This is a genomic window from Aquibacillus kalidii (genome assembly GCF_014280935.1).
Taxonomy (GTDB): Bacteria; Bacillota; Bacilli; order Bacillales; family Amphibacillaceae; genus Aquibacillus_D; species Aquibacillus_D kalidii.
This window is the reverse complement of sequence record NZ_JACLZI010000062.1, coordinates 177,395-183,760: the sequence shown is the minus strand read 5'-3', so window position 1 is coordinate 183,760 and position 6,366 is coordinate 177,395. Positions and strand designations below refer to the sequence as shown.

Genomic DNA, 6,366 nt, shown 5'->3' with positions numbered 1-6,366 from the left:
GGGAGCGAGGGGGCTACTTGAGTAACCATCTTGCTCCCTTGCACCGAGGAAGCCTGCTTCGAAGCGTTACTAGAAGACGCAGGTGCACGCACTTTGGCGACCGAGGAGGCTCAAGCTCCGCCCGCGGAAAGCGTAGTATATTTCCGGAATGGTTGCCAAGTATTTACTCAAAAAATTGTAAGGAGTTAATTGCTGAAGATTTTGTCTCAACTATGCAATTAAAAATAATAAGTTTACTTTAAGTAGCGGCTATTAATTTCAGGGAGGTTATGCATAAAAGTTAATAATTATAAAGGAGATAATTTGCTGTAACAAGCTCCAATAATTGGAGGTCAGCGTATCGACACTTGTAAGATGGGGTGTTTTCGGTTAATGGCAGGCTTTTGTGTATAACTATTAATAAGGATGAAAATTTCGTCACAATTTGTCCAATTGTGTAAAATATAAACTTGCTATATAGTAAATATTATATTAAAAAAGAATATCTTTAAGTAGGGGCATAGCTATTGAAAAATAGTGACGCAAAACTAGAGGGACTAACGAATATCAGTTATTCTATGTCAGCCAGTTGCCAATTAAGTAATGATACATTATTTAAAGGAACCCTATAAAATAGGGTTCTTTTATTTTGGGAAAGGAAGTGTTGGTGAATAAATAGATTATAGAGAAATTTTCACATAAATGATTATGATTCAGAAATAGGTACTTAATTTTCACAAGTTATGAATTAGTTATCTTTAAACACCTACTTGAAAACTAACATGAATAAAAATACACCAAAGATGAATAGGGGCGTTTTAAATGAAATTTAATCTATCCAAAAAGTTATTAGCAGGTTTCTTTTCTGTATTACTTTTACTTGCCGCAGTTACAGTAGTTACAGTAATTCAATTTACCACTGTAGATAAAAACTACTCAGACTCGATTGATGATAGTTTTAAAAAACTAAGTATTCTTACTGATATGGAAAATGCAGTTCTTAAGGAACAGATTACTGTTCGTGGATACTTAGCGAATGGGGACGAGGGAAACATTGAAGAGTTTAATAGAGTCTCAGGTATATTTTCCGAAAATGCAAATAAATTTCTTCAATTAGACATTACAACAGAAGTAGAGCAGGTAGTGGAGGAATTTATAGAAGTCGAGAGCAAATATAATCAATTAGCTCAGCAGCTGATTGAATTAAAGAGGCAAGAGAAGACGAAAGAAATAGCTACGCTAATGAAAGAACAAGGAAATGGATTAACGCAACAAATTACTGAGGTTGGAGAAAAGGCGCGTACTTATCAAGAAACCAACATTGAGGAGGTAAGTAGTAACCTTTCTGCCAAAGCAAAGGCAAGTAAAACTTCTATTATTATCATTAGCGTTTTCGCCATGATTCTTGGAGTAATTATCGCTTTATATATTAGTAGAATCATTTCTAAACCAGTCAAACAAATATCGAAGTCTGCACAAGAAATTGCTAGTGGAAACTTAGTGATTGACGAATTGAAAGTGAAAAATAATGATGAGATTGGTGAACTGGCAGCATCGTTTAACCAAATGACTATTAATTTAAGGGATTTAATTGTCAATGTAAGTGGCACATCTGAACAAGTGGCATCTTCTGCTGAAGAGCTAATGGCAAGTGCAGAACAAACAACGACTGCCACTCATCAGGTTACTACAGCAATTCAAGAGGTTGCTAGCGGATCAGAAGTACAAGGAAAAGCAACAGAAGAAAGTGCTACAGCGATCAGTGAAATGTCGATTGGTATTGGTCGTATTGCAGATACATCTTCAAGTGTGGCAGAGTCTGCATCAGATACAACAAACCAAGCTACTATTGGTAATGACATGTTGCAGAAGGTCGTTGGTCAAATGAAGTCGATTAATAACTCTACAAATGAAACGAACAGTGTTATTAAGGAATTGGATACAAATTCAAATGAGATCGGAAAAATAATTGATGTTATTACAGATATAGCAGAACAGACTAACTTACTAGCCTTGAATGCTGCGATTGAATCGGCAAGAGCTGGTGAACATGGTAAGGGATTTGCTGTTGTTGCAGATGAAGTTCGTAAGCTAGCAGAACAATCAAGACACTCTGCAAGCCAAATATCAAGCTTAGTTCAATTCATTCAAAGCGATGTAGTTAAAGTGGTAGAAATGATGAACAACAGTACGCAAGAAGTGGATGAGGGTATGATTTTAGTAGAGGATACAGGAAAAAGTTTTGCTAGTATCTTAACTTCTATTGAAAATGTAAGTGGTGAAGTGCAAGAACTATCAGCTGTATCAGAGCAAATGTCTGCAAGTATGGAACAAGTTAATGCTTCTATTAATGAAGTATCCAACATCGCAAAAACATCGGCTGCAAGTACTTCGGATATTGCATCCTCATCTGAGGAACAGTTAGCTACGATGGAAGAAGTAACTGCATCTGCTTCTAACTTGGCTGATATGGCGGAGGATTTGAGAGAGATGATTAGAAAGTTTAGAGTATAGGCATTGTACTTTTCGTATTAAATCTTTACAGCCACTACACTTATCCTTTGATGATAATTGTAGTGGCTTTTTAGTTAGTTTAGTAATTAACTAGTATAAGACACATAGGTAGTGAATTGGAGTATGAATAGTATGATGAATGTAATACCTAGTGCTAAGGAACCTAGATGGAATATTTTTTGTATTCTTGTCTCTTCTTTTAATTTTTTAATGGTTACCAGGGAAAACAATGTAATTAATACACCAAATAGTAAGACTTGATCCAAAGGTCACACCTCCAAATGGTATTTTTTTCTTAATTATATATTAGCATATTGTTCAAATGTGACGTCTAAAACTAGGATTTTGTTCCGAAATAAAAAATATAGATTACGTTCTTATTCTTATTTAAAATTATGTAACTTAAGGGCACAGTGCGTAGTAATCCACTGTGCCCTTGTTGATGTTATTCGTCTTTCTTTTTTTCATTATCAGAGACAATTGCCAATAACTCTTCAGATGTCTCCGTTTGGTATTGAAGGTTTCTTGTTGCTGGACTTTGTTTTTCATCTGGCAACGTGTTATTTGCTAAATAGCGGTGGAAGAACATTTCAAATGCTGCTACTCCTATTGCACCTATTAATGAGATAGTAAAAGGATTGTCTGCGATCGTTGTACCATCTGCAAACAAGTATATAATCAGCCAAGCTAAACCAAAGTCAGCAAGGGTCGCAATCGTATTATTGGTTCTTGGTAATACAAACATGTCTCCAACTAGATACGCTACAATTCCTAAGACTGCAGTTAAGGCAAAAACCTCACCAAAGGTCATAGCGTACATGAGGTCAAGAATGATATAAAGAAGGGCTAGAGTAGCCACAAATTTTATTAGTAATGCTTTACCATGTTTCATGACTTGTCCTCCTTTTCATCCCTTATTATTTAAAGATACAGGAAAACTTATTCTCATGTTCAATAAAGATTAGTTGGTAATTGATGCTTACCAAGATTATTAAGGAAGTTACTCTCAAGTCTCTCTGTAAATGCCATGTTATTTAGCCAGTTTCATTGCAGCCTTTGATGCCTTTAAATCAACTGCTAATTGTTCCTCTAGATCACTTGGATTATAGTAGCCTTTGTCCATCATGTATTGACTTATTTTTTCGTGGGCTTCGATTGCATAATTTAGCTGGTCGTGTAAAACATCTCTTACCTCGGGCGTAACCGATTCAGTCAAAGCGAATGTCATATTTCGAACTGCTGACTTTGTAGAAATTAAAAAGTCTGTTGCAATAACTTGGTCTGTCATACCTGCCATGCCGGCGACCTTTTGAATCATATTGGTCATGATACCACATCCCTATTTTTTAATAAATTTGTTAATTGTTCTACATGCTGCTTTCCTTCTGTTACATCTGTAGATAAGATAGCCTTTAAATCCTCACAACCGACTAATCCATGCATGGTGGATGATTTAGTTAAGCATAAGTTTCTAAATGTTAACATTTCGTGTAACTCTAATCGTTCATGAAGAGCTAATTTATCTGTCATTCCCTCACTCCTCAAGGATAGTTATACATAGATTGCGTAATACAAATTAATTTATACGAAATCTAAAAGATGCATACGAAGTGGTATTGGTGGACAAAATACCGGTAGTTTTATGAATAGCGAGGAGGTTTGCCGATGGGGAAAGAAGATTTGGCCTTCCATGAAACAATGGATACCCATGAACTTTTAAACATGAAAACGATTGGATTGCTTAAGTGGATTCCCATTTGGAGATATTTTTGAGCGTAATGTGAATATAGAAACAGGACAAGCTCAAGTGATTCACTATATGCCATACTTACACGATTTAATAGCGGATGGCAAGGTAGACCTGAGTGATATTATCACGCACCCCTTACCATTAAGTGAGGCTAAGCATGGCTATGAAATTTTTGATATAAAAATGGATAACTGTATTAAAGTTGTTTTGAAACCTTAGGCTGCTAGATGTACTCTAGATGGACTTGATTTGATGTCTTTTCTATAGGGTACATCTTATTTTACATTAACTTTTGTGTTGGGAAATGGAACTATTACAAACGTTTGAACAATTGCTGAAACCAAGAGTGGTGAGTAGGTCTGTTTGTTTAAAAGAGTTAACTCATCAGTTAGTGCATACTTTATTCACAATATGTAAATCTTAAAAGTGGTTATATCAAAGTGGGTAGGGTGGTGGTATCAGTCATGATGTCAAAGAGGCATTTATTATTTAACATTTGTATTATAGTATTTCCTTGGGCATCCTTACTTTTTATTGGCAAGCGCAGTTTTAAACGTTTCTCTCTAGCAGGGATTTTTATCGTTGTCTTTGAAATATTAAATCACAAGTTTGGACAAAAGCGTAACTGGTGGAAGTTTTATGACAAACGTAAATCATTTATGACAAATGAACTACCGTTTAGCATTGGTCCATATATGCCTCTATCGATGTGGCTGCTTAAATACTCATTCGGTAACTTTAAGAAGTTTCTGTTTCTTAATATTGTTGCAGACGGAATGTTTGCTTTCGTGATTATTCATATACTAAAAAAACTGAGGATCGTTGGTTTAAATAGAATAAATTCCCTTCAATTCTTCCTATACTTACATTACAAAGCATATTTACTATACGGAGTTCAGTATTTAGTAGAGAGTAAATGGAGGATGAAAGTTAATAGGTAATAAGTAAGCTTATAGGAATGATGCGGGGAAACGTATTTATGATAAAAATAATGACCATAAACTGATAGTTGGAGGTTTGATAAGTGTGGATAACGAAAAAACATCTGAACAAGAAACAGGAGGAATGAAAAAAGTTTACGAACATCAACAAAATAAAAAGCTCATCTCATCTGAATTAGGTGATTTATATTCCAACTATTTAGGAGATTCTTTATTCACTTGTGTATTTGAACATCATCTTACTGTAGTGGAAGACGATGAGGTTAAAGATTTTCTGGAGTTTGCATTAAGAATTTCTCGAAAACACATAAATTCATTAGAAGAAATATATGCGAAGGAGCAGATACCGAAGCCTGTTGGTTTTGGGGAACAAGACTTGAGGAAAGATGCACCAGGTCTGTTTAGTGATCTATTTATGGTATTTTATGTCACGCAAATGGCTATTGAAGGTCTTACAACCTATGCGAGTGCCCTTTCCAGTTCTTCAAGAGAGGATATCGTAGATTATTTTAAAATGTGTTTAGACGATACAGTGCTTACTTATGAAAAGGGAAGCCGTCTTTTACTTTCCAAAGGGAAAAGCATCTATCCACCTTCCATTCCTTATCCTAAACAGGTCGATTTTGTTGAAAATGCATCTTTTATTTCCTTATTAGCAGGGAAGGATAGGCCATTAACAAGTTTAGAGATTAAACATTTACAACTTAATATTAATACTAACATTTTGGGTAAAGCCTTAATGTTAGGCTTTAGTCAGGTGGCATCCTCTGATAAGGTCCGTAAGTATTTTCAGCAAGGTGCAAAAATAGCGGATAGACAAATAAGAGAAATGGGAGAATTTCTAATGAGTGCTAACTTACCTACACCAAGCACAATGGATGCTCATATTACAGATTCAACTACACCACCATTCTCAGATAAATTAATGTTGTATCATACCTCACTAGCAACAGGGATTGGTATTCAAAACTACGGCATGGCTGTCTCCAAAATGATGAGGCATGATCTGCATGGTCAATTTGCATTATTAACAGCAGACATAGCAAAATATGCAAACAAGGGATTGAATTTAATTATTGATAAAGGGTGGTTGGAAGAGCCCCCAACTGCTCCAGATCGGCAAAGGCTCTCTGACATGTCCACTGGGGACAAAAGGTCCAATAGATAATATAAATAATTTCC

At 35.4% G+C, this 6,366-nt stretch carries 7 protein-coding genes, 1 pseudogene and 1 riboswitch; of the genes and pseudogenes, 4 read left to right on the top strand and 4 right to left on the bottom strand.

From position 1 onward, the window contains the following. The first annotated feature begins 486 nt into the window (after positions 1 to 486). Positions 487 to 576, top strand: a riboswitch (cyclic di-GMP riboswitch). Positions 577 to 801: 225 nt separating this feature from the next. After that, entirely contained in the window at positions 802 to 2,493 is a 1,692-nt protein-coding gene (locus H7K77_RS19615; RefSeq protein WP_186580483.1) for a methyl-accepting chemotaxis protein, read from the top strand. 86 nt (positions 2,494 to 2,579) lie between these two features. Here the strand turns inward: H7K77_RS19615 and H7K77_RS19610 are convergent, their stop codons facing one another. The 4 genes from H7K77_RS19610 to H7K77_RS19595 form a co-directional block, all read right to left on the bottom strand. Next, complete coding sequence (locus H7K77_RS19610; RefSeq protein ID WP_186580481.1) at positions 2,580 to 2,759, bottom strand: hypothetical protein; 180 nt, start codon at positions 2,757 to 2,759, stop codon at positions 2,580 to 2,582. Between the two features lie 179 nt (positions 2,760 to 2,938). Next, the gene (locus H7K77_RS19605; RefSeq protein WP_186580479.1) at positions 2,939 to 3,385 is read right to left on the bottom strand and encodes a YndM family protein; all 447 of its coding nucleotides are present in this window, start codon (positions 3,383 to 3,385) and stop codon (positions 2,939 to 2,941) included. A 138-nt stretch (positions 3,386 to 3,523) separates the two neighbouring features. Continuing rightward, complete coding sequence (locus H7K77_RS19600) at positions 3,524 to 3,820, bottom strand: spore coat protein (protein WP_186580477.1); 297 nt, start codon at positions 3,818 to 3,820, stop codon at positions 3,524 to 3,526. Then, positions 3,817 to 4,023 carry a hypothetical protein gene (locus tag H7K77_RS19595; protein ID WP_186580475.1) on the bottom strand — a complete coding sequence of 69 codons (207 nt, stop codon included), beginning with the start codon at positions 4,021 to 4,023 and terminating at the stop codon, positions 3,817 to 3,819. Before H7K77_RS19595 ends, H7K77_RS19600 begins: the two co-directional genes overlap by 4 nt. A gap of 214 nt (positions 4,024 to 4,237) precedes the next feature. Between H7K77_RS19595 and H7K77_RS19590 the strand changes: the two are divergent. The 3 genes and pseudogenes from H7K77_RS19590 to H7K77_RS19580 all read left to right on the top strand — a co-directional run. Continuing rightward, positions 4,238 to 4,462, top strand: a pseudogene (locus H7K77_RS19590) (glutathione-dependent formaldehyde dehydrogenase); the annotation flags it as partial. A 245-nt stretch (positions 4,463 to 4,707) separates the two neighbouring features. Beyond that, a complete protein-coding gene (locus H7K77_RS19585; protein WP_186580473.1) occupies positions 4,708 to 5,184 on the top strand; it encodes a hypothetical protein in 477 nt (158 codons plus the stop codon). A gap of 85 nt (positions 5,185 to 5,269) precedes the next feature. Further along, complete coding sequence (locus H7K77_RS19580) at positions 5,270 to 6,352, top strand: DUF3231 family protein (protein WP_328701169.1); 1,083 nt, start codon at positions 5,270 to 5,272, stop codon at positions 6,350 to 6,352. Positions 6,353 to 6,366: the final 14 nt, after the last annotated feature.

Bases quoted from the DNA above. Each gene is read 5' to 3' on its own strand.
- H7K77_RS19615 (WP_186580483.1), top strand. From the start codon at position 802: ATGAAATTTAATCTATCCAAAAAGTTATTAGCAGGTTTCTTTTCTGTA.
- H7K77_RS19605 (WP_186580479.1), bottom strand. From the start codon at position 3,385: ATGAAACATGGTAAAGCATTACTAATAAAATTTGTGGCTACTCTAGCC.
- H7K77_RS19600 (WP_186580477.1), bottom strand. From the start codon at position 3,820: ATGACCAATATGATTCAAAAGGTCGCCGGCATGGCAGGTATGACAGAC.
- H7K77_RS19595 (WP_186580475.1), bottom strand. From the start codon at position 4,023: ATGACAGATAAATTAGCTCTTCATGAACGATTAGAGTTACACGAAATG.
- H7K77_RS19585 (WP_186580473.1), top strand. From the start codon at position 4,708: ATGATGTCAAAGAGGCATTTATTATTTAACATTTGTATTATAGTATTT.